Source organism: Stenotrophomonas sp. YJH_SMC_37 (assembly GCF_059370035.1).
Genome location: NZ_JCAFTG010000014.1, coordinates 90,966 through 112,341 on the forward strand (window position 1 = coordinate 90,966; position 21,376 = coordinate 112,341).

At 68.5% G+C, this 21,376-nt stretch carries 20 protein-coding genes and 1 riboswitch; of the genes, 8 read left to right on the top strand and 12 right to left on the bottom strand.

Going from position 1 to position 21,376, the window contains the following annotated elements; genetic code table 11:
- Positions 1–12: 12 nt before the first annotated feature.
- Both AC5P8J_RS17535 and AC5P8J_RS17540 read right to left on the bottom strand, forming a co-directional pair.
- Positions 13–924 carry an MBL fold metallo-hydrolase gene (locus AC5P8J_RS17535; protein ID WP_495217002.1) on the bottom strand — a complete coding sequence of 304 codons (912 nt, stop codon included), beginning with the start codon at positions 922–924 and terminating at the stop codon, positions 13–15.
- A gap of 187 nt (positions 925–1,111) precedes the next feature.
- The gene (locus tag AC5P8J_RS17540) at positions 1,112–1,750 is read right to left on the bottom strand and encodes an NAD(P)-dependent oxidoreductase (protein WP_495217003.1); all 639 of its coding nucleotides are present in this window, start codon (positions 1,748–1,750) and stop codon (positions 1,112–1,114) included.
- A gap of 106 nt (positions 1,751–1,856) precedes the next feature.
- Between AC5P8J_RS17540 and AC5P8J_RS17545 the strand changes: the two genes are divergently transcribed.
- From AC5P8J_RS17545 to gph, 3 genes are all read left to right on the top strand, one after another.
- Entirely contained in the window at positions 1,857–2,786 is a 930-nt protein-coding gene (locus tag AC5P8J_RS17545) for a LysR family transcriptional regulator (protein ID WP_019660931.1), read from the top strand.
- Positions 2,783–3,574, top strand: coding sequence for a class I SAM-dependent methyltransferase (locus AC5P8J_RS17550; RefSeq protein ID WP_019660932.1), 792 nt, complete (start codon positions 2,783–2,785; stop codon positions 3,572–3,574). The genes AC5P8J_RS17545 and AC5P8J_RS17550 overlap by 4 nt, the downstream gene beginning before the upstream one ends.
- Positions 3,575–3,637: 63 nt before the next feature.
- Complete coding sequence (gene gph / locus AC5P8J_RS17555; protein WP_495217004.1) at positions 3,638–4,306, top strand: phosphoglycolate phosphatase; 669 nt, start codon at positions 3,638–3,640, stop codon at positions 4,304–4,306.
- Between the two features lie 119 nt (positions 4,307–4,425).
- Here the strand turns inward: gph and btuB are convergent, their stop codons facing one another.
- Positions 4,426–6,270 (bottom strand): TonB-dependent vitamin B12 receptor, encoded by a 1,845-nt coding sequence (btuB, locus tag AC5P8J_RS17560; protein WP_495217005.1) that lies wholly within the window; start codon positions 6,268–6,270, stop codon positions 4,426–4,428.
- Between the two features lie 115 nt (positions 6,271–6,385).
- A riboswitch (cobalamin riboswitch) is annotated at positions 6,386–6,608 on the bottom strand.
- 143 nt (positions 6,609–6,751) lie between these two features.
- Between btuB and AC5P8J_RS17565 the strand changes: the two genes are divergently transcribed.
- Positions 6,752–7,330 (top strand): histidine phosphatase family protein, encoded by a 579-nt coding sequence (locus AC5P8J_RS17565; RefSeq protein WP_021203373.1) that lies wholly within the window; start codon positions 6,752–6,754, stop codon positions 7,328–7,330.
- Between the two features lie 90 nt (positions 7,331–7,420).
- Here the strand turns inward: AC5P8J_RS17565 and AC5P8J_RS17570 are convergent, their stop codons facing one another.
- Together AC5P8J_RS17570 and AC5P8J_RS17575 are read right to left on the bottom strand one after the other, a co-directional pair.
- Entirely contained in the window at positions 7,421–7,783 is a 363-nt protein-coding gene (locus AC5P8J_RS17570; RefSeq protein ID WP_021203374.1) for a TfoX/Sxy family protein, read from the bottom strand.
- The gene (locus AC5P8J_RS17575; RefSeq protein ID WP_005407940.1) at positions 7,780–8,262 is read right to left on the bottom strand and encodes a GAF domain-containing protein; all 483 of its coding nucleotides are present in this window, start codon (positions 8,260–8,262) and stop codon (positions 7,780–7,782) included. The genes AC5P8J_RS17570 and AC5P8J_RS17575 overlap by 4 nt, the downstream gene beginning before the upstream one ends.
- 68 nt (positions 8,263–8,330) lie before the next feature.
- Here AC5P8J_RS17575 and bioD point away from each other — a divergent pair, with 68 nt between their 5' ends.
- Positions 8,331–9,014: a dethiobiotin synthase gene (gene bioD, locus AC5P8J_RS17580; protein WP_495217006.1), complete on the top strand. Its 684-nt coding sequence runs from the start codon at positions 8,331–8,333 to the stop codon at positions 9,012–9,014.
- 78 nt (positions 9,015–9,092) lie between these two features.
- On the opposite strand, the gene AC5P8J_RS17585 is transcribed toward bioD, so the two are convergent.
- From AC5P8J_RS17585 to msrB, 4 genes are all read right to left on the bottom strand, one after another.
- A complete protein-coding gene (locus tag AC5P8J_RS17585; protein ID WP_495217007.1) occupies positions 9,093–10,544 on the bottom strand; it encodes an aminotransferase-like domain-containing protein in 1,452 nt (483 codons plus the stop codon).
- Positions 10,545–10,786: 242 nt separating this feature from the next.
- Positions 10,787–11,524, bottom strand: a complete 738-nt coding sequence (msrA, locus tag AC5P8J_RS17590; protein WP_164144244.1) for a peptide-methionine (S)-S-oxide reductase MsrA — start codon at positions 11,522–11,524, stop codon at positions 10,787–10,789.
- A 14-nt stretch (positions 11,525–11,538) separates the two neighbouring features.
- A complete protein-coding gene (locus AC5P8J_RS17595) occupies positions 11,539–13,308 on the bottom strand; it encodes a cytochrome c biogenesis protein DipZ (protein WP_495217008.1) in 1,770 nt (589 codons plus the stop codon).
- A 2-nt stretch (positions 13,309–13,310) separates the two neighbouring features.
- The gene (gene msrB, locus AC5P8J_RS17600) at positions 13,311–13,883 is read right to left on the bottom strand and encodes a peptide-methionine (R)-S-oxide reductase MsrB (protein WP_005415145.1); all 573 of its coding nucleotides are present in this window, start codon (positions 13,881–13,883) and stop codon (positions 13,311–13,313) included.
- 145 nt (positions 13,884–14,028) lie between these two features.
- Here msrB and AC5P8J_RS17605 point away from each other — a divergent pair, with 145 nt between their 5' ends.
- Together AC5P8J_RS17605 and AC5P8J_RS17610 are read left to right on the top strand one after the other, a co-directional pair.
- Positions 14,029–14,748: a response regulator transcription factor gene (locus tag AC5P8J_RS17605; RefSeq protein ID WP_005407947.1), complete on the top strand. Its 720-nt coding sequence runs from the start codon at positions 14,029–14,031 to the stop codon at positions 14,746–14,748.
- Positions 14,745–16,214, top strand: a complete 1,470-nt coding sequence (locus tag AC5P8J_RS17610) for a sensor histidine kinase (RefSeq protein WP_495217009.1) — start codon at positions 14,745–14,747, stop codon at positions 16,212–16,214. Before AC5P8J_RS17605 ends, AC5P8J_RS17610 begins: the two co-directional genes overlap by 4 nt.
- Here AC5P8J_RS17610 and AC5P8J_RS17615 read toward each other — a convergent pair.
- Entirely contained in the window at positions 16,211–17,557 is a 1,347-nt protein-coding gene (locus AC5P8J_RS17615) for an ATP-binding protein (RefSeq protein WP_111102060.1), read from the bottom strand. The genes AC5P8J_RS17610 and AC5P8J_RS17615 overlap by 4 nt on opposite strands.
- Positions 17,554–18,243 (bottom strand): winged helix-turn-helix domain-containing protein, encoded by a 690-nt coding sequence (locus AC5P8J_RS17620; RefSeq protein ID WP_010484092.1) that lies wholly within the window; start codon positions 18,241–18,243, stop codon positions 17,554–17,556. The genes AC5P8J_RS17615 and AC5P8J_RS17620 overlap by 4 nt, the downstream gene beginning before the upstream one ends.
- Before the next feature lie 347 nt (positions 18,244–18,590).
- Between AC5P8J_RS17620 and asnB the strand changes: the two genes are divergently transcribed.
- Positions 18,591–20,492 carry an asparagine synthase (glutamine-hydrolyzing) gene (asnB, locus tag AC5P8J_RS17625; RefSeq protein ID WP_495217010.1) on the top strand — a complete coding sequence of 634 codons (1,902 nt, stop codon included), beginning with the start codon at positions 18,591–18,593 and terminating at the stop codon, positions 20,490–20,492.
- A gap of 434 nt (positions 20,493–20,926) precedes the next feature.
- On the opposite strand, the gene AC5P8J_RS17630 is transcribed toward asnB, so the two are convergent.
- Entirely contained in the window at positions 20,927–21,274 is a 348-nt protein-coding gene (locus AC5P8J_RS17630) for a phasin family protein (protein ID WP_019660945.1), read from the bottom strand.
- Between the last annotated feature and the right edge of the window lie 102 nt (positions 21,275–21,376).

Genomic DNA, 21,376 nt, shown 5'->3' on the forward strand with positions numbered 1-21,376 from the left:
AAACTCCCTACCTCATGGCCACTGCATCTCGCCCTTGGCCACCTTCGCGCTCAGCTCCAGCGATGCGACGCCATCCAGCTTCGGGTAGCGCGACTGCATTGCCTGCACCAGCGCCGCACTGTCCTTCGCCTTTGCCGCTTCGATATCGAACGTGCGGATGTAGTCCGCAGTGAAGCGCAGTGCACTGGCATCCAGCGCCGCACCTGGCGCGTAATGCCCCGGCACCACCACCTTCGGCTTCAGCGCCTGCAGCTGCTGCAGGGTCTGCAGCCAGTCGGCATGTGACTTCGGCGTCTGCGTGTCGGCCATCCACACGTGCTCGCCCGCCACCACCGGAATGCCACCGACGATCGCGCGCAGCGACGGCACCCACAGCACAGTGCGGTCCGGGGTCGGTCCGTCCAGGCCGATCAGCGGCAGGCGCTGGCCTTCCAGTTGCAGGGCATCGCCCTCCAGCACCTGCGGCAGCACGATGCGCGCGGGCACGTCGGCAACCATCTTCGGGCCCCAGTAGGCCAGCTTGCCGGCCTGTGTCTGCTGGATGTGGGCAACGGTCTGCGCGGTAGCGACGATGCGCGCCTGCGGGAACGCATCCTGCAGCGTGGCCAGGCCGAAGTAGTAGTCCGGATCGCCGTGGCTGATATAGATCGTGGTCAACTGCTTGCCGCTGGCGCGGATCAGCTCGACCAGTTTGCGCGCGTCGCTGGCACCGAACTGCGCATTGACCAGGATCGCGTCGTGGCGGCCTTCGATCAGCACCGAGGACACCGAGAACATTGCCTGCGGGCCGGGATGGAAGGTCTGCAGGTGCAGTTGGGATTTCGTCGCGGTGGTCGGCGCCGCGGTGGCCGGTGCGGCCAGCAGCGGCGCACTGGTGAAAGTGGCGGCCAGGGCGAGGGGAAGCAGCAGGGCAGCGGTACGCATGGGAATTCCTTGTCTAGAGCCGGGCCAATGCCCGGCTGCATGTTCGCGTAGAGCCAAGCGCGGGCTATGCCGGGCGTCCTTGCCCGGCCCCCTACGGGCCGTCGCAAGCGATGTTGGCAACGGCTCCTGCCGTTGCCTTCGGCTCTACAGGGAGGTAGCGCCGGGCCATGCCCGGCGGACGGCATGATCAATACGCTGCCGTGATGATCTGCTTGGGGTACTTGTGCGCTTCCAGCTCGGCGACGAACGCCGCGCCGTAGTCGGCATAACTGATGCGGCTGTGGCCGCTGGCGTCGGCCAGGAAGGCCCTGGGCTGCACGCGGTAATGGCCCCGCTCTTCGCCCGGGCCGATTTCGGCGGCCGGCGAGAAGAAGGTCCAGTCCAGGTCGTCCACCGCCTGCAGTCGATTGAAGGCTTCTCGATGGGCCAGCGCGTATGGCTTGTAGGCCTCCGGGAAGGTGGGGGTATCGACCAGCTGCACGCCGGGTGCGACTTCCAGGCTGCCGGCACCGCCGACCACCACCAGGCGCGGTACACCGGCCTTGCGCGCGGCCGCGGCCAGCTGTGCGGCCACCTCGCCGACGCGGCCGATGTCATCGCCCGGGCGTGGGCCGTAGGCGCTGGCCAGCACGTCGTGGCCGGCGATGGCGGCGACCAGCGCGTCCTGGTCATCCAGCGAGGCGACCACCAGATGGGCGCCGGCCAGTTCGGCCGGAAGATCCTGCGCGCTGCGCACGATGACAGTGAGTTCGTGGCCGTTCGCCAGCGCGTGGCGGGCGATCTGGCGGCCGATGTTGCCGGTGGAACCGACGAGGGCGATCTTCATGGCAGGACTCCGTGGGGCGGTGTGGGGGGGACGCGGCCACTGTAGGCCGCTGCAGTCGCTCGAAAAACAGCGTATAACGCGCTTGTTTGTTGCATGGAGCGAGCATATGGACCGATTGACCGCCATGACCGTGTTCGTCGAGGTGGCCGAGCGCGGCAGCCTGACCGCAGCGGCAGAGGTGCTGGACATGTCACGGGCGATGGTCAGCCGTTACCTGGCCGAGGTCGAGGGTTGGCTGGGCGCGCGCCTGCTGCACCGGACCACACGGCGGGTCAGCCTGACCGGCCCCGGCGAAGCGGCGCTGGCGCGCTTCCGGCAGATGCTGGCGATAAGTGAGGAACTGCAGGGCGAGCTGGCCAGCGATGATCCCGAACCGCACGGCACGCTGCGGGTGACCGCCAGCGTGTCGTTCGGGCAGAGCCACCTGGCACGAGCGGTGGCCGGTTTCGTCGCGCGCCATCCTGCCGCGCGCATCGAACTGCTGCTGGTCGACCGCACCGTGAACCTGGTGGAGGAACGGGTGGACCTGGCCGTGCGCATCGCGCGCCAGATCGATCCCAGCCTGATCGCACGGCGGCTGGCGACCTGCCGCTCGGTGCTGTGCGCGACGCCGTCCTACCTGGAGGCGCGCGGTACGCCAACCGCTCCCGAACACCTGGCCGCGCACAACTGCCTGACCCACCACTACGTCGGCAAGAGCCTGTGGCAGCTGCACCGCGATGGCCGTTCGCTGTCGGTGGCTGTGGGCGGCAACATCAGTGCCAACGAGGCATCGCTGCTGCTGGAGGCGGTGCGGGCCGGTGCCGGTATCGCCATGCTGCCGACCTACCAGGTGGCGCCGATGCTGCGCAGTGGCGAACTGGTCGAACTGCTGCCCGAATTCAGTCTGGACGAGCTCGGCATTCATGCCGTGTACGCATCACGGCGACAGCAGCCCGCTATCATGCGGCGATTCCTGGACTTCCTGGGCGAGTGCTTCGCCGGCCCGGCCTTCCAGGATCTGGATTGGCGCCCGCCGGGCACGGAGGACACATGAACCATGGACAGGCCTTGATCGACCACAACCGTGCTGCCTGGGACCGCCAGGCCAGTGAAGCGCGCGAATGGTCGCGCCCGGTGGAAAGCTCAACGATTGCTGCCGCGCGCGCAGGCCGCTGGCAGGTGCACCTGACGCCGCGCGCGTTGCCGCTGGACTGGATGGGCGACGTGCGCGGCCGTCGCATCCTGTGCCTGGCCTCGGGTGGTGGCCAACAGGCACCGGTGCTTGCTGCCGCTGGCGCCGATGTCACCGTGTTCGACCTCTCCGACGGGCAGCTTGAACAGGACCGCGCGGTCGCCGCGCGCGATGGCCTGCAGCTGCGCACCGTGCAGGGTGACATGCGCGACCTGCACGTGTTTGCCAATGACAGTTTCGATGTGGTGTTCCACCCGATCTCGAACCTCTACGTCCCTGACGTGCGCCCGGTATGGACTGAATGCCGCCGCGTGCTGGCGCGCGATGGCATGCTGATGGCCAGTTTCTACAATCCGGTGCTGTTCGTGGGTGCGCGCGATCCGCAGCTGGATGCACAGGGCCTGATCCGTCCGCAGTACGCCATTCCCTATTCGGACCTGGAAGACCTGCCGCAAGCCGAACGCGAGGCGAAGCTGGCCCGTGGCGACGCATTGACATTTGGCCACAGCCTGACCGAGCTGATTGGTGGCCAGCTGGATGCCGGCTTCGTCATCGATCGCTTCATGGAAGACTGGCAGCCGCGGCCGCGCTTCCTGATCGACCGTTATCTTCCCACCTTCCTGGCCACCCGAGCGCGCCGGATCGGTTGAGGCGGATCGGCGCGGAAACCAGCGGCGTACAATGGGGGGCCCACGTCGTGCAGGTGCCGTTCCTTGTCGTATCCCTATCCATTGGTCGTGTTCGACCTCGATGGCACGCTGGTCGACAGCGCAGCTGATATCGCCGAAGCGCTGAACCGCACGCTGGAGGACATCGGCATGGCGCGCGTGCCGGAAGCCACCGTGCTCGGCTGGATCGGCGACGGTGTGCGCCGCCTGGTCGAACAGGCCGTGCATGCGGCAGGCCGCGAGGTCGACCTGGCCGAAGTGATGCCGGTGTTCATGGTGCACTACCGTGAATGCCTGCTGCGCAGCCCGCGCCTGTTCGATGGCGTGGCCGACGCACTGGCGCAGCTGCGCGCGCGCGACGTGCCACTGGCGATCTGCACCAACAAGCCCGAAGCACTGGTGCCGCCGCTGCTGCAGCACCTGGGCATTGGTGATGCGTTCGCGCTGATACTGGGCGGTGATTCGCTGCCGCAGCGCAAGCCCAGTGGCGAACCGCTGCGGCACATCGCCGCGCATTTCGCGCTGTCGGTGGAGGCGTGCCTGATGGTGGGAGATTCGTTGACCGACTACCGCGCCGCCGAAGATGCGGGCATGCCGATCGCGCTGGTGCGCTACGGCTATCCACGCGGCCTGGACCTGGGCAGCGCGCACGCGGTGGCAGTGATCGACGACCTGCGTGAGTTGCCGGGGTTGGCCGCGGGCGTTCGGGCGTAGAGCCGAGCCCACGCTCGGCTGCTTCATTGCGTGAGCCGAGCATGGGCTCGGCTCTACAGTAGATCGACGCCATGCGTCGATGGCATCAGGAGGCGCCGGGCGATGCCCGGCGCGCGCCTTCATTTCGGCTGGTAACGCACGCTCAGCTGGTACTCGCGGCCGGGCTGGTTGAACCACGCCACGGTCTCGTAGCGGCGATCGAACACATTGGCGGCACGCGCCAGCAGCGTCCACGACGGCGTCAGCGCGTACTCGGCGCGCAGGTCCAGCGTACCGTAACCGCCGACCTTTATCGTGTTGGCCGCATTGTCATAACGCTTGCCTGAACCCTGAACCGTCAGACCGGCGCGGAAGTCGCCGAAGCGGCGGTCGATGTCCAGGCGTGCGGTCTGCTGCGCGCGGCGCGGCAGCCAGTTGTCGAACTGGGTGCTGCCATGGGTACGGTTGCGCGGGTCGGTGTAGCTGAGCTGTGCGTTGATGTCGAAGCCGGCCAGCAGCACGCCACCGGTCAGTTCGGCGCCGCGGATGCGGGCCTTCTCCACTTGCTGCATCCTGAAGGTCGCCGCATCGTAGGTAATCAGATCATCGATGCGGGTTTCATATACGTCCAGGCCCCAGTGCCAGCCCTGTCCCTGCTGCGAAACGCCCAGGTTGGCGCTCTTGGACTTCTCCGGGTTCAACGTCGGCACGCCGCTCCACGGGTCGTACAGATCGCTGAAGGTCGGCGCCTTGAACGCGGTGCCATAGCTGGCGTTGAGGCGCAGGCCGTGGCCCAGTTCCATCGCCCAGCCGGCGCTGCCGGTGGCGTGGTTGCCGAACTGCTGGTTGTCGTCGTTGCGTGCGCTGACCTGCAGCTGGTGGCGGCCGAAGCGGCCCTGGTACTGCACGAACACGCCGGTGTTGCGACGGCTGTCGACGAGGTACCCGGCGCTGCTGCCATCCAGGTTGTCTTCGCTCCAGTCCACGCCGGTGCTCAGCAGCTGGCCTTCGGCCATGCCGAAGTCGCCCTGCAGCGAGGCGCTGTCACGATGGGTCTGGGCGCTGCCACGGGCATCGAAGTCGCCGAAGTTGTCCGACTCGTTGTCACTGCGGCCGACATTGGCGGTGAACGCCAGGCGTTCGGACGGGGTGTAGCGCAGCTTGCCGGACAGCACCTGCTGGCGGGTTTCCGAATAGTTGTAGTAGCCGTCGTAATGGTTCTTTCCGTCGGCACGCAATGCACTGCCTTCCACGTTCCATTGGTCGTTGAAGGTGTAGCCACCGCGCAGGCTCTTGGACAGGTTGCGGTAGCCGTCGCGGTCATGCTCGTCGGCAAAGCAGCCCGCGGTGAACACCGAGGAGGAGCCGCGGCAGGCATCGATGCCATCGGAATGCTGGTAGGCGATGTCAGCGCCGAACCAGCCGCGTTCGGTGCCGCCGCCGATGCCGCCACTGGCCTCGCGCAGTCCATTGCTGCCGCCACCGAGCTGGAAATGCGGGGCGAAGTCACCCTGGCTGCGGCGGGTGAAGATCTGGATCACGCCACCGATGGCGTCCGCGCCGTACAGGCTGGACTGCGGGCCACGCACGATCTCCACGCGCTCGATCTGTGCCAGCGGCAGGTCCTGGTACATCGCCAGGCCGAGGTCGGCGCTGTTGATGCGCACGCCATCGACCAGCACCACGGTGTGGCCGGAGTTGGTGCCGCGCAGGAACAGCGAGCTCTGCTTGCCCAAGCCGCCGGCATTGGTCAGGCTGATGCCGGCGCGGCCGCGCAGCAGTTCCTGCAGCGAGGTGGCCTGGCTGGATTCGATCTGCGCGCGGTCGATCACCTGGGCCGGCGCGATGCTGTCCTGCAGGGCGATCGGGGTGCGGGTCGCAGTGACCAGGATCTGGTCGAGCGCGGTGGTGTCATTGGCGGCCTGGGCCAGCGCGGGCAGGGCGGCCAGCACGGCCAGGGACAACATTCGGGACTGCAGCTTCATGGGGGACTCCAGGTGCCACGCACGCCCGCGTGGCGAAGGGGAGGAGCCGCGAAGGCAGGCACGCGCCGATGCCGCAGCGCACGCCACGGTCATCCAGCGCCATGCCCACCGCATCGCGACCTGAGGCTTCCGGGCCGGTCTCCGGGCTTGCCGCCGGGCGGCGCGAGGCCGCCGTCCAGGCGCCTTCCCATGCCTGAGGCACAGTGGCAGTGTTGCCCGGAACTGACGTGCTTACCGTTGCGGGGGCAGCGCCGGCCTGGCGTGGAATCACGCGTCACCGGCTTCCCGTTTCAACCTGCCGGCCGTGGCCGCAGGTCACCTGGAAGTGCGCGCAGTCTACGGCATCGCAGGCACTCCCGTTGCGTCGCGCCTGCTCGACTGCCTTTGCTGTGCCCTTAGAATGGTCCCTCGATCCCGTGGTGCCGTTGCCGATGTCCGCCCGTTTTCCGCTGTCCCCGCGTTGCCTGTACGGAACGCACGCATGATCCTCGACCTGGTCCGCCATGCCGGCAACGGTCGCGATGAGTTCCTCGATGGCCGCAGCGACCCACCGCAGCTGGCCCGCCTGCCGCAGGAACTGGTCGACGCCTACGCCGCGCAGCCCTGGGAGCGGGTGATCAGTTCGCCGCGGCTGCGCGCGCTGCACACGGCAATGGCGCTGGCCACGCCGCGCGGGCTGGACGTGGAAGCGGACGAGGAATGGGAGGAACTGGATTTCGGCGATTGGGACGGGCAGTCGCTGTTCGACCTGCCGGAGGATGCACTGGCTGCCTTCCATGCTGACCCGCATGCGTTCCCGCCGCCGAACGGCGAAAGCTGGGGCCACTTCGAGCGGCGCATCGCGCGCGCGCTGGATCGCCTGCTCGATGATGACGATCCGGTGCCGACGCTGGTGGTCAGCCATGGCGGCCCGCTGCGCATGGTGCTGTCGAAGGTCTGCGGCCTGCCGATGTCGCTGTGCTGGGCGCTGCGCATCGACCATGGCACGCGCCTGCGTGTGTGGCTGGAGCGCGGTGAGGCCGGGCTGGTGGGCGAATTGCTGGAGCTGCAGCAGCCCTGACCCATCGGTAGTGCCGGCCGCTGGCCGGCAGCCTCGGAAACGCTGCGAAGATCATGCAGTTGCCGGCCAGCGGCCGGCACTACCATGCCGTCAATCCTCGTCCGCATCCTCGGCAACGCTGTCTTCCGCGTCATCGTCGGCATCGAAGCGCTGCTCATGCACCGGGCCCGACGCCGGGCCGGCCGCCTTCAGCGGATGCGCGGCGATGCGCGCTTCATAGTCCTGTACCAGCGCATCGCGCTGCGGCTCGCTCAGTTCCTGCCAGTGGCAGTCCAGCAACGCACCCTCCAGCGAGTACAGCAGGTTCAGGCTGGGCTTGAAGCCGGCACGCTTGACCTTGACGAAGGCACCGACCGCTCCGATCGCGACCAGGTCGTCGCGGCTGCGCAGGCCGACCTGGCGCAGCCAGGCCGCGCTCTTGGGGCCGATGTTGCGCAGCTTGGGTGCGTTCATCCCAGCGCCTCGACGAACACGCGGGCAATGGCTTCCAGGCCGGCCTGGTCGTCGGCATCGAAGCGGCCCACCTTCGGGCTGTCGATGTCGAACACGCCGATCAGTTCATCGCCGCGCAGCAGCGGCACCACCAGCTCCGAACGCGAGGCCGAATCACAGGCGATGTGGCCGGGGAAGGCGTCGACATCCTCCACGCGCTGGGTGACCCGCTGGCTGGCGGCGGCACCGCACACGCCCTTGTCCAGCGGGATGCGCACGCAGGCCGGCAGGCCCTGGAACGGGCCGACCACCAGTTCCTTGCCATCGTACAGGTAGAAACCCACCCAGTTCAGGTCGGGCAGGGCGTGGTAGACCAGTGCGGAGAGGTTGGCCGCGTTGGCGATGCGGTCGGACTCGGCGTAGACCAGGCCACGGGCCTGTTCCAGCAGCTGGGCGTATTGTTCCGGCTTGCTGCCGGTGAGCGAGGCATTGGCGAACATGCCCGCAGTCTAGCAAGCGCGACGGGCCGGCGATAATGCACGCTCTGTTGCCCTGTTGGAGCCAATCGATGCCGTTGCCTGCCACGCTGCCGCCCGCCCTGTTCGTTACCGGCACCGACACCGAAATCGGCAAGACCGCGGCCAGCACTGCGCTGCTGCATGCGCTGCGCCGGCGCGGCCTGCGTGCGGTCGGCATGAAGCCGGTGGCCAGTGGCAGCGAAGACCTGGGGCAGGACCTGCGCAACGAGGACGCGCTGGCACTGCAGGCGGCCAGCTGGCCGGTGCCGGACTATGCCGACCTGAACCCGTATGCGCTGCGGCAGCCGCTGGCACCGGAGCTGGCGGCGGCCGAGGACGGCGTGCAGGTGGAACTGGCGCCGATCGTGGCCGCGTTCGCGCGACTGCGCGCGCAGGCCGATATCGTGGTGGTGGAGGGGGTTGGCGGTTGGCTGGCGCCGGTTTCGGCCACGCTGGACCAGCTCGACCTGGTGCGTGCGCTGCAGCTGCCGGTGCTGCTGGTGGTGGGCATGCGGCTTGGCTGCGTCAACCATGCGCGGTTGACTGCGCAATCACTGCAGGCCAGCGGCGTGGACCGCCTGGGCTGGATCGGCAACCACATTGATCCTGCGATGCAGCGCCAGGACGAGAACATCGCCACGCTGCAGCAGCGCCTGCCGATGCCGTGCTGGGGACGGCTGCCGCATCTGCCGGGGGCGGATGGTCAGATCCTGAGTACGCACCTGCTCGACTGACCTGCTTCCTGTAGAGCCGAGCCCATGCTCGGCTCAGCGGGGACCGTCAGCGAAGGGCAGCCGAGCGTAGGCTCGGCTCTACAGGAGCTGGCGCACTGCCAGCTCCCGTGCGATCGCGCCCAGCCGCTCCACCGCACCGATGAAGCGCGCATCCAGGCTCTGGCAGCACGACAGCCGCAGGCAGTGGCGGTAGCGTGCGCCGCGCGAGTACACCTGGCCCGGCATGAACACGATGTCCTCCAGCAGCGCTCGCTCGAACAGCTCTCGCGTATCCACGCCCGGCAGTTCCAGCCACAGCAGGAAGCCGCCCTGCGGTTCGGTGGCGCGGGTGCCGGCCGGGAAGTGTTCGGCCACCAGCTGGCGCAGCCGCCCGACCTGTTCGCGGTACAGGCGGCGCATGCGGTGCAGATGGTGCTCGTAGCTGCCTGCTTCCAGATACGCGGCCACCGCATCGCCGAGCAGCTGCGGCTCGCCGCCGGTGGACTGGAACTTCAGCAGTGCGATGCGCTCTGCGAAGCGGCCGCCATCCAGCCAGCCGATGCGGTAATCCGGCGCCAGTGTCTTTGAGAAGCCACCGACCACCATCACCCAGCCATCGCGATCGAAGGCTTTCAGCAAGGGTGCCGGTGGTTCGCAGAACTGCAGCTCGGCGTACACCGCATCCTCGATCAGCGGCAGCTGCCGTGCGTTGACCAGCTCGGCCAGGTGTTGTTTGGCGGCGGTCGGCATGGTGCAGCCGAGCGGGTTGTGCACGGTCGGCATCACCACCAGTGCGGCCAGCGGCCTGTGCTCCAGCAGCGCATCCAGTGCATCCACGTCCAGTCCGTGCTGCGGGTGGGTGGGCAACTCGATGGCCTGCAGGCCGAGGTTGGCCAGCAACGGATACAGGTTGAAGTAGGACGGCGCCTCGATGCCCACCGCGTCACCGGGCTGGGTTACCGCGCGCAACGCAAGCTGCAGGGCTTCCATCGCACCATGGGTCAGCAGGAGTCGCTCGGCGTGGGTGTGCAGTCCCATGCGCGGACTGCGGCGCACGATCTGTGCCAGCAGCCGGGGGGAGCCGTTGGGTCTCGCATAGGTCTCCACCGTCTGCTGGCCGTGGCGCAGCACCTGCGCGGTATGCCGGGCCAGCTGCGCGCCGGGATAGAACTGGCGACCACGTGGGCCGGCGAAGGCCAGGTCGACCACACCCGGGCGGCGCTGTGCTTCCAGTACCCGGGCCATCAGGACCTGCTGCAGCGGCGCGGTGGGCGCGGATGGGGTGTCGCGCAGCGAACGCTCCGGCACCGACAGCCGCGGCGCGACTTCGAAGCCCGCCTTCGGCCGCGGAATCACCAGTCCGGCGTCCTCCAGCTGGCGATAGGCGGCAATCACCGTGTTCAGGCTGAGCCTGCGCTGCAGGGCCATCTGTCGCAGCGAGGGCAGGCGGCTGCCTACTGGAAGCCGGCCGCCGTGGATGGCCTCGGCCAGTTCGTCGGACAGCCGTTGGTAGCGGGGTGGGATCATCGTGCTCTGGTCATCTGTATCCATCGAATTTCCCGCCATCTGGTGCTGTACCCATGATGAGGGCGAGCCTAGCATGTCGTTGTCGGCCGGGCCTGATCGGGGCACGGCCGATACTTCCCAAACGCACGGCTGGATGGCCGTGCGTCTTTTTTTGTGTGTAGAGCCGAGCCCATGCTCGGCTGCACTTCCGCCAACAGCAGCCGAGCGTGGGCTCGGCTCTACAGAGAGCACCGCCGAGCGTCGGTCAGCCCAAGGGGGAACGCCGGCTACCGCATCGGCGCCAGCGCCGCCTCGCGCCGGTACAGCGCCGGGAACTGCTTGCCCAGCGCCGCAAGCTTCGGTGCGTCGTAGTAGCGGATGTAGGCCGCCTGCGGGTAGTTCGTCATGTAGTTCTGGTGGTAGCTTTCGGCCGGGTAGAAGCGCTGGCCGCTGACCAGCTGGGTGACGATCGGCGCGCGGAAGCTGCCGGCCTGGCCGAGCTGGGCGATGTAGGCGCGGCTGGCTGCCTGCTGGCGGGCGTCGTCAGTGAAGATCGCCGACCGGTACTGGCTGCCGTGGTCGGGCCCCTGACGGTTGAGCTGGGTCGGGTCGTGCACCACCGAGAAGAACACCTGCATCAACTGCCCGTAGCTGACCTGGCGCGGGTCGTAGTCGATCTTCACTGCTTCGGCGTGGCCGGTCTGGCCGCTGCTGACCCGCTCGTAACGCGCGTCGGCGGCGCTGCCGCCGATGTAGCCGGACACCGCATTGCTCACGCCCTTGACGTGCTGGAACACGCCCTGCACGCCCCAGAAGCAACCGCCGGCGAACACCACGCTGGCGTGGGTCGCGTCATCGCGGAACGCCGCATCGCCCGTGGGTGCCGGTACTGCCTGGGTCTGCGCGCTGGCTTCGACCGGCGCCGCAGCCGCGCCGTGGTCGACCAGCAGCACACCGGCGATCAATGCGGTGGCCACCAGGCCGGCCACACCGGCGGCGATGCCCTGTTCAAAGGAGAGTTTCATCATGTGCTCCCGGTTCAACCGAAGGTGAAGGCATAGGCCTGCACGCCCGCATCGAGGAATTCGATCTCGAAGCGATGCGGACCGACCGTGCCGCGCTGGCGTACCAGCTGGTACAGGCGATGCTCGTCGACCACGCCACTGCCATCGGCGCCGACATCACTACCGGCATCGGCGGCAGGCAGCGCCTTGCCATCCAGCCAGACGCGGAAGCGCACCGGCCTGCCGTCGCGGCTGGGCGCCAGCACCAGGTGCAGGTCGCGCGCATGGAACTGGAAGGCAATGCGGCCACCGGCCTGCTGCAGCTGTGCGGCTTCATCGGTGACGGTCCAGCGCCCCGACAGTCCCCACTGGTTCAGCGCCAGGGTCGTTGGCAAGGAGTAGTCGAACGCGGCATCACTGCGCTGCCCGCCGGGCGAGGCGAACTGTTCGGCGCGGGCGTGGCCCAGATACGTTTCCGGCGAGCGCAGGTTGCCCATGTCGGCCTGCACGGCCACGCCTTTCAGGTCGGCGGCCGCAGGATCGGCAGGCGGCGGCAGGTTGGCCTGCCCGGCTTCGGTCAGCAGGCGACGGATCATCTGTTCCGAACGCGCATAGTTGCCTTCGCCGAACTGGTGGCCGCGGATGTTGCCCTGCGCATCAACGAAGTACTGCGCCGGCCAGTAGCGGTTGTTGAACGCGCGCCAGATCGTGTACTGGTTGTCGAGCGCCACCGGGTACTCGACCTTCAGCTGCTGCACCGCCTTCATCACGTTGCGCGGGTCACGCTCGAAGGCGAACTCCGGCGTGTGCACGCCGATCACCACCAGGCCGTGGTCGCGGTAGCGGCGCTCCCATTCGTGAACGAACGGCATCGCACGCAGGCAGTTGATGCAGGAGTAGGTCCAGAAATCGACCAGCACGACCTTGCCGCGCAGCTGCTGGACCGTCAGCGGTGGGCTGTTGAGCCAGCCGGTGGCCCCGTCCAGCGCGGGCAGGGTGCCTTCCACCGGCAGCGGTGCATCGCCAGCGGCGTCGGCACCGGCCATCATCATCATCGGTGGTGCCGCCGGCTGCGCGCCGGGTACCGCGTCCAGCAGGCCCTGCTCGATACGCGCGGTGCTGAGCGTGGAAAGACGGGTCAGCAGGCCGGTATCCCAGCGCAGACCAATCGCCACCACCGCCAGCAGCGCAGCCACGCCCAGCACCTTGCGCAGTGCGTCGCCGAGACCAAGCCGCGCCTGCAGTGCGCGGAACACGCGGCCGCCCACCCACACCGCCAGTGCCAGCGCGGTGATCGCGCCCAGCGCATACGCCAGCAGCAGCGTGCTGGTGCCGACGCTGGCGCCATGCAGGGCGCCAGCGGTCAGCACCAGGCCGAGGATCGGCCCCGCGCAGGGCGCCCACAGCAGGCCGGTGGCGATGCCGATCAGCAGCGAGGTCCACGCGCCGCCACGCCCAGCGGCATCCGCGGCATCGGCGCGCGCGCTCAGACGGGCACCCACGCGCTGGAACGGCGCCAGCAGATGGTCGGCCAGTCGTGGCCACAGCAGGGCGACCGCGAACAGTGCCATCAGCAGCAGGGCGATCCAGCGCCCGACCTGGTTGGCCTGTGCCACCCATTGGCTGCCCACCGCGGCCAGGCTGGCAACCACGGTGAAGGTGAGCGCCATGCCCAGCAGCAATGGCAGCGTGCTGCGCAGGAAGGGACGGTCGGCACGCGCGAACACGAACGGCAGCACCGGCAGGATGCAGGGACTGAGCAGGGTCAGCGCGCCCCCCAGATAGGCAAGCAGCAACAGCAGCATCGTCAGGCTCCGGAAACAGGGGAAGAACCGACCGGCACCCGCCAGCCGTCGGCAGTGCCATCCGTGGCGCCGGGAACGAACACCATCGCTGCACCGTTCATGCAGTAGCGCAGCCCGGTCGGGCGTGGGCCATCGTTGAACACATGGCCGAGGTGGCCGCCACAGCGACGGCAGTGCACCTCCACCCGCAGCATCCCGAAGGTGACGTCGCGGTCTTCGCCGATGGCGTTGTGCAGCGGCGCCCAGAAGCTGGGCCAGCCGGTGCCGCTCTCGAACTTGGTGGAGGAGGAAAACAGCGGCAGCGCACAGCCGGCACACGCGAAGGTGCCCTGGCGGTGTTCCTTGTTGAGCGGGCTGCTCCACGGCCGTTCGGTGGCCTGCTGGCGTAGCACCGCGTACTGCGCCGGGGTCAGGCGCTGGCGCCAGTCGGCATCGCTGTGCATGACCTCGAACTGTCGCGACGGGCGCGCTTCGGCGGCGGCCGGGGCGGCGCGGCTGCAGGCCCCCAGGCCGAGCAGGCCGGCGGCGGTGGCAACACCTCCCAGGCCCAGCAGATGGCGGCGGGACAAGGACATGGCGGACTCCGGGAAGGGGATGACGAGGCCATGCTGCGCCCGCCCGGGTCAACGAATCCTCACGCAGGATTCAATTTTTCGTGAGGTATCGGCGGCCGTCCCGCGCCACAATGCAACCCGCCTCCCCACTGGCCTTGAGCTGACGATGTCGACCAAACGCGTGCTGATCGTTGAAGACGATGCCCACATCGCCGACCTGCTGCGCATGCACCTGGGCGATGAGGGCTACGATGTCGCCCATGCTGCCAGCGGCGATGCCGGCCTGCGCCTGCTGGAGCAGGAAGGTCCGTGGGATGCATTGGTGCTGGACGTGATGCTGCCCGGCGTGGATGGCCTGCAGGTCTGCCAGCGTGCACGCGCGATGGCGCGCTATGTGCCGATCATCATCATCAGCGCGCGCGGCAGCGAAACCCAGCGCATCGTCGGCCTGGAACTGGGCGCGGACGATTATCTGGCAAAGCCCTTCTCGATGCCGGAACTGGTAGCGCGGGTGCGCGCATTGCTGCGCCGCGCCGAGGCGATGGCGCAGAGCGCACGCATCGATGCCGGCGCGATCGAACTGGGCGGCCTGCAGCTGGATCCGGTCGCGCGCACCGCCTCGGTGGATGGCAACGCGCTGGAGCTGACCCCGCGCGAGTTCGACCTGCTGCTGTTCTTCGCCCGTCATCCGGACCAGGTGTTCGCGCGCATGGAACTGCTCAACCAGGTCTGGGGCTACCAGCACGATGGCTACGAACACACGGTCAACACCCATATCAATCGCCTGCGCAGCAAGATCGAGCCGGACCCGGCCAACCCACGGCGGTTGCTGACGGTGTGGGGCCGCGGCTACAAGCTGGTCGATCCGGCCGGGGCGGCGGCATGATCAAGCCGAACCTGTGGCAGAAGCTGGCGGTGGTGACCGCTGCGCTGATGCTGGCGTGCTGCATGGCGCTGCTTGCACTGCAGATGCGGGCCAACACCCGCCACGAGCAGGAGGTGGTACAGCGGCTGTCGCTGGGCCTGGCCGAGCACATTGCCCAGCGCAGCGAGCTGATGGATACCAGCGGCATGCGCGATGCCGCCGTGCGCGCGCTGTTCGGCCAGCTGATGGCGGTCAACCCCAGCGTCGAGGTCTACCTGCTGGACGACCAGGGCCGCATCCTTGGCCACGATGCGCCCAGTGGGCACCTGGTGCGCACCCGGGTGGACGTGGCGCCGCTGCGCCGCCTGCTGGCGGGAGCACCGTTGCCGATCCTCGGTGATGATCCGCGCAGCGCCGATGGCCGCAAGGTGTTCAGTGCTGCACCGTTGATCGTGCAGGGCCGCCAGGCCGGCTATGTGTACGTGGTGCTGGTGGGCGAGCACCGGCAGATGCTGGCCGACGACCTCGCCGCCGGCAGCCAGTGGAACACCACGCTGTGGTCGGTGGCACTCGTTGGTGGCCTCGGCCTGCTGGCCGGGCTGGTGGCCTTCTACTGGGTGACACGCCCGCTGCGGCGGCTGACCCGGCGCATCCAGGCCTTCGACATCGATGCACCCACGCCACTGCCGCCGCCGGAGCCGCTGCGCCCGGGTGAGCGCGATGAACTGGTGATCCTCGAACATGCGCATGCGCAGATGGCGCAACGGTTGGGCGAGCAGTGGCAGCAGCTGCGCCAGCAGGATCTGCAGCGCCGCGAGCTGGTCGCCAACATCTCGCATGACCTGCGTACGCCGTTGTCGTCGCTGCATGGCTACCTGGAAACACTGGCGTTGAAGGACGCCACGCTGTCGCCGGACGAGCGGCGCCGTTATCTCGGCATCGCGCTGGCACAGAGTGCCAAGGTCGGCCGGCTGGCACGCGCGCTGTTCGAGCTGGCGCGGCTGGAACATGGCGAAGTGCGCCTGGAGTGGGAAGTGTTCGCGCTGCCGGAACTGCTGCAGGATGTGCTGCAGAAATTCGAGCTGGCGGCGCAGGCGCGCAACCAGCACCTGCACGCCGAGTTCCCGCCCGGCCTGCCGCTGGTGCGTGCCGATCTGGGCCTGGTCGAGCGGGTGCTGACCAACCTGCTCGACAACGCGCTGCGGCATGCACCCGAGGGTGGGCAGATCGAGGTGCGCGTGCGCGCAACCGATGACAGCGTGGAGGTGAGCGTGGCCGATGATGGCCCCGGGGTGGCGCCAGCGCTGCGCACCCACCTGTTCCAGGCACCGGCCGCGCTCGGCGCTCGGCGTGGCGACAACGGCGGGCTGGGCCTGCTGATCGTGCAGCGCATCGTGCAGCTGCATGGGCGCAGGATCGAACTGCGTGACAGCGCGAGCGGCGCGTTGTTCGTGTTTGCCCTGCCACGCGCCGAACCGGCGGCCTAGCAGGCAGGTTCGCCCGTCACCGCACCGCCGCTTTCCAGCGGCAGTTTCAGGCGGATGCACGCACCTCCCAGTTCGGAGTCGGTCACTTCAACGTGGCCGCCGTGCTTGTCGGCCACCACCTGCACCAGCGCCAGGCCGAGGCCGAAGCCCGGGCTGCCCGGGTCCAGCCGCACGTAGGGTTGCAGTACCTGGCCGCGCAGTTCGGGTGCGATGCCGGGGCCGTCGTCCTCCACCTGCAGGCACAGCCAGCCGTCATTGACGGTGCTGGCAATACGGATCTGCCGGCGCGCGTAACGCAGTGCATTGCCGAGCAGGTTGCGCAGTGCCAGCTCCAGCATGTGCCGGTTGACGTTGACCAGGCCCACCGGCGACAGCGCCTGCTGCACCGGCACCGGCAGCGGCGCGAACTGGGCGACCACGCCGCGCACCAGCGCCGCCAGCTGCAGGCGCTGGCGGGTCAGCTGATGGCAGCGACCCAGTGCGGCGTACTCGACGCCGGCGTCGGTCAGGTGCTGCAGCCGATCCACATCGGTGCGCAGGCCGCCCAGCGCATCGCGCTGCACGTCGTCGAGTGCGCTGTCTTCCAGCTCGGCCAGGCCGAAACGCATCCGTGCCAACGGCGTGCGGACTTCGTGCGCCACCGCCTGCGCGAGCACCCGCTGGCTTTCCAGCAGTTGCTGCAGCTGCTCGGCCATGTGGTTGAAGGCATTGGCCAGCGGCCGCACCAGTGCGGTGCCGGCGCGCGGCGCACGCGTGTCCAGCTGGCCGTCGCGCATCCGCCGCGCCGCCTGGGCCAGCTGCGAGACGTCGCGCCACAGCCGGTAGACCATCACGTACATCGGCAGTGCCACCGCCACCATCAGGATCAGCAGCAGGATCGCCACGCCGGAGACTTCGCTGTCCTGCCAGCTTTCGTCAGGCAGCGCTTCGTCCAGCGGCCCCAGCATCAGCGCGTAGCCGCTGTCACCGATGCGCTGCAGGCTGCGCATGTGCTCCAGGTCGATCTGCACCCGGCCGTTGTTGAATGGCGGTCGCTGGCTGGACTGCAGCGCCTTCACCGCCTCGGCCAAAGGAACCAGGCGTAGGGCATAGGCGAAATCAGCGTCGAGTTCGCGGGCCAGCGCCGGCCACTGTTCACGCGGGGTTTCGGCGAAGCGATGCTGCAGCAGCGCGTGCGTGCCGCGCATCTCGGCCTGCAGGCCGGCTTCGGTGCGGTCTTCCAGCAGGGCATCCCAGGCCCACAGGCCCAGCACGATCAGCAACAGATGGGCGAGCAGGAAGCCGATGCCGTAGCGCAGGAAGTGGAAGGCGTGGCCGCGCATCGCCGACGGCGTGCGCGTCATCCCCATGCCGAGCGGCTGAACAGGTAGCCGCGGCCGCGAACGGTCTTGATCCGTTCTGGCTGCTCCGGGTTGTCGCCCAGCTTGCGGCGCAGGCGCGAGATGCGGGCATCGATCGAGCGGTCCAGGCCGTCGAAGGCGATCCCGCGCAGGCCGCGCAGCAGCGCATCGCGGTCCAGGATCTGGCCGGCGTTGCTGGCCAGCAGGAACAGCAGGTCGAACTCGGCCGTGGTGAGCTCCAGCAGGCCGCCCTGCAGGTGTACGTTGCGGGTGGAAGGGTCGATGTTCAGCTCGCCGAAGCGCAGGCTGCCGTCACGTGGCTCGACCCGGCGGTGGCGGCGCAGGTGGGCACGCAGCCGGGCCAGCAGCACCCTCGGTTCGATCGGTTTGCCGATGTAATCGTCGGCCCCCAGTTCCAGGCCCAGCACCTGGTCGATGTTGTCGGTGCGGGCGGTCAGCACGCAGATGATGCCGTCATAGTGGGGCCGGATCTGCCGACACACTTCGAAACCATCCTGGTCGGGCAGGCCGACATCGAGCAGGACCAGCGCCGGCTTTTCCGCCAGGATCCGGGCCACTGCCCGTTCGCCGCTGCGTTCATGGGCGACCTGGTAGCCATGCCGCTGCAGGTAGTCACTGACCATCGTTCCCAGGCGGGCATCGTCTTCGACCAGTACGATATCCAGCATTTCCAAGGCCTCCGTGGACGCAAACGTACCGCCACGGCACGAGCGCGGCGATGCTATCCCAGCCTGCGGGCCGCCCGGGTCCAGCGGGTGGGCGCCATTCAGCCGGGGTTGCTGGCGCTGGGGCCGCACTCCAGGCCTGGCAACAGCTTGGCGTTGAGCATAGCCTGAGGCTGTTACAAAGCGTTACCTTCGTGATACGTCTGGTGACCATCGCTGACAGCAGCGCGACTGACGCGGGGCCGTCAGGGCGCAGAGCATGGAGTCTCCTCCGCTCCGCGTGCCGTTCCCATGTCGCCCGCCCTCTACCTGCTGAACCCGTCCCGTCGCTGCCGCTGCAGAGGTGCCCGATGAGTGGCGTGGTCGGGGCCTGGCTGCCACCTGCCGAGGACGAACACCTGCTGCAGCGCCTGGCACCGATGCTGCGCGCCCTGCAGCAGCGCGGCCGGGGCCGCATTGGCTACTGGACCGACGCCGGGGCCGGCCTGGCACTGGGCCACTGCCGGGCGCCCACCGATACGCCATTACAGCCGCTGAGCTCGGACTGCGGTCGCTACGTGCTGTGCCTGGACGGCCGCCTGTACAACCGCAGTGACCTGCAGGCGCAGCTGCGCGACCTGCCACGCAGTTGCAGCGATGCGCGGCTGCTGCTGCAGGCGATCGTCGAATGGGGCGTGGAGCGGGCGCTGTCGCGCATCGAGGGCGCGTTCGGTTTCAGTGTGTGGGACCGGGAGGCGCGCGAACTGTGGCTGGCCCGCGACCGGGTCGGCGAGCGGCCGCTGTACTACGGTTGGTACCAGGGCCAGTTCCTGTTTGCCTCGGAGTTGAAGGCGCTTCAGGCCTTCGCCGGCTTTGCCCCTGGCATCGACCAGGATGCGCTGAGCCTGCTGCTGCGCCATGACTATGTGCCGGCACCACACACCATCTACCGCGGTATCCACAAGCTGGTGGCCGGCGCGATGCTGCGCATCGATCTGAATGACCATGCGGCTGGCGGTTCCAGCCAGGCCGCACAGGGCGGCTCACGCTACTGGTGCGCACGCGATGCGATGCACAGCGCACTGCAGGAACCCCTGCAGCCGGCACCCAGCCTGGAGCAGGCCACCGACCAGCTGGAAGCGGTACTGCAGAAGGCCATTGCCGCACGCATGCACTCGCCGCTGGCCTGCGGCGCGTTCCTGTCCGGAGGCACCGATTCCTCATTGGTAACCGCAATGATGCAGGCGCAGTCGACTCTGCCGATCGAAGCCTGGACGGTCGGTTTCGACGATCCCGGCCATGATGAGAGCGACTGGGCCTCGCAGGTCGCGCGTCACCTGGGCGTGCAGCATCACCTGCACCGCATGGACGCGCGCCAGGGCCTGGACCTGCTGCAGCGCCTGCCGCAGGTCTGGTGCGAGCCGTTCGCCGATGCCTCGCAGCTGCCGACCCTGCTCGCCAGCGAACTGCTGGGCGCTCGCAAGCCGGTTGCACTGACCGGTGATGGCGGCGATGAACTGTTCTTCGGTCACCCCAGCTACGGCCGCGCGCTGCGCAATGCACGCCTGTGCGGCGGCCTGCCGGACTGGGTGCGTGACCTGGCACGGCGCAGCGGCAACCGGATGAACGTGGAGCGAGGCCGCCTCGGCGGCTGGCGTGCGCTGGTGGCGGAAGTCGCCGCCAACGACGTGGAAGGCCACTACCTGCAGCGCGTGACGCGCTGGCGGCAGCCGGCGCAGGTAGTGCTGGGTGCGCGTGAGCCGCTGACGATCTTCCAGCAGCAGGACACGGCGCTGCCGGCCGAGGCGCGCATCCAGCTGCTGGATTTCCGCATGGACCTGGCCGAGGGCATCCTTGCCAAGGTTGATCGCGCGGGCATGGCGGCGGGCGTTGAAACCCGTGCGCCATTGCTGGACATGGAGGTGGTGCGCCTGGCCTGGCGCCTGCCGCAGCACCTGAAGTACCACGATGGCGAACACAAACTCATTCTGAAGAATCTGTTGGCACGCTACCTGCCCGAGCCGCTGGTGTACCGTCCCAAGCGTGGCTTTGGCCCGCCCATGGCGCGCTGGCTGGCCGGTCCGTTGCGCGATTGGGCGGAGGCGCTGCTGGACCCGCAGCTGCTTCGCAACCAGGGCTGCTTCGATGCGGCACGCGTGCGCGGCATCTGGGAAGCGTTCCTGCGCGGCGAGCGCAAGTGGCACACGCACCTGTGGAACGTGCTGATGTTCCAGGCGTGGCACCAGCATTGGCATGGTGGTCGCGGGCGCTGAGGTTCCTTCGCGGGTTGTCCTGCGCGGCGCAGGGCGGAGGCCCTTGCGTACGAATGTCCTCCGGCGCCGGCCGTTGGCCGTCACCTCCCCCTTTACTTCGTACGCAAGGGCATCCGCCCTGCGTTCGGAGTTCGTCGGCGCCTCGTTGAAAGGCGCCACGAGCGCTGCGCCTTACCTGCCGTAAGCCAAGCCTCGTCGGGGCGGGCGGGGGGCTGGGCAAAGTAAAGGAGGAGGTGACGGCCAACGGCCGGCGCCGGGGGACATTTGCCCAGGCCCCTGCCCGCCCCGGCGGGGCCCATCAGCTCGCAGGAAATCCAGACGAGGAAGCGCTCTTGAATCCAGACAACGGGCAAAAAAAGACCCGGCAGAGGGAGGGATCTGCCGGGTCCGGATTGCATGGGGGGAGGGACCCACGCAATGAGCGTTGCGTCGCGTCAGTGGTTGCTCGCGTCCGCCGTTGATTCGTTGTAACCCTGCACCAGTTCGGACCACGCCTTGCTGGCCACCAGGCCGAGACCGACCACGTCCTGCTGGGCCTGGCCCAGCCGCTGCAGGTTGTCCTGCCACAGCTGTGCGCCCTTGTTGAGCATCCCGGCCGCGTCGTCGCTGCGGGCCAGTTCGCCCAGCCAGCCGCCGGTCGCGGTCAGGTTGCGCTCCATCACCTTCAACTGCACGCCGAACATGCTTTCCGCGTTCTCCAACGCCAATCGGTTTGCGCGCGTTGCGGCGGCGGCGAACTGGCGGGTGGCATCACTGAAGCGATCGCTGAAGGCGGCGGCCATGGGGGCATCAGGGAGTGGCTTGATGCATTGCAGCATACGCCGTTGATGCGGCAATGCAACAAAAATAACAAAGGCGCTCAGGGCGCCTTTGAAAAGCCTTTC